The organism is Streptomyces africanus (assembly GCF_002150735.1).
In the GTDB taxonomy this organism is placed as follows: domain Bacteria; phylum Actinomycetota; class Actinomycetes; order Streptomycetales; family Streptomycetaceae; genus Streptomyces; species Streptomyces africanus.
Genome location: NZ_MUKA01000730.1, coordinates 1 through 733 on the forward strand (window position 1 = coordinate 1; position 733 = coordinate 733).

The 733-nt window shown below is 74.1% G+C and carries 2 pseudogenes; both read right to left on the reverse strand.

The features are described 5' to 3' along the window. A pseudogene (locus CCL05_RS43715) lies at positions 1 to 399 on the reverse strand (diguanylate cyclase); the annotation flags it as partial. A 93-nt stretch (positions 400 to 492) separates the two neighbouring features. Next, positions 493 to 733: pseudogene (locus tag CCL05_RS43720) on the reverse strand (enoyl-CoA hydratase); the annotation flags it as partial.

A 733-nucleotide genomic window follows, 5' to 3' on the forward strand; every position in this document is an offset into this window, starting at 1 on the left:
GCAGCAGCCGCGGCCCCGGCGGCGCAGGGCGGCGACGCGCTGATGGCAGTACCCGGGACGCCGCCCGGCGGCAGGCCCCTGCGCGGTCTCCACCCAGGCGTCCGGTTCCCCGCCGCCGGCCCACTGCTCGTGCAGGAACTCGGTGATCTCCGCGAACTGGTGCACCGGGTAGGACTCGTCCTCCGGGAACTCCTCTTCGCCCTCGGCCAGCTCACCGACGTTCACGAGGACCTTCAGCCGCCCGAGCTCCCGCTCCCACACCGACAGCGCGGCAAAGCTCCCGCCCAGCGCCCGGCACGCCCCGACAGCCGCCGCACGCCACGCCTCACGCGACCCGTGCGCCGCCGCCATCCCCTGAGCCAACGCGACGACAGCCACGAGCCGTCTGTCCTCACCCATCACCCCAGGCTAGGCAGTTTCCAGCCATTTGGTTCGGTTGACGGCGCGAACGGGGCGAAGCGGAGGCCCTGCAGCCGGCCTGGCGACCTCAGCTCACTCCCCCGGCCACTGCGGCCTCCGCTTCTCATTGAACGCGGCCACCCCCTCCGCCCGATCCCCCGAGAACGCCACAGCCCGCCAGGCCGCGTCCTCCACCTCGAGGCCGGCCCGCAGATCCAGCCCCTGCCCCAGCCGCAGCGCCCGCTTCGCCGCCCGCAACCCCACGGGCGAATTCCCGGCGATCCGAGCAGCCAGCTCCAACGCCGACTCCCGGTCCCGCCCCTCCTCGACCACC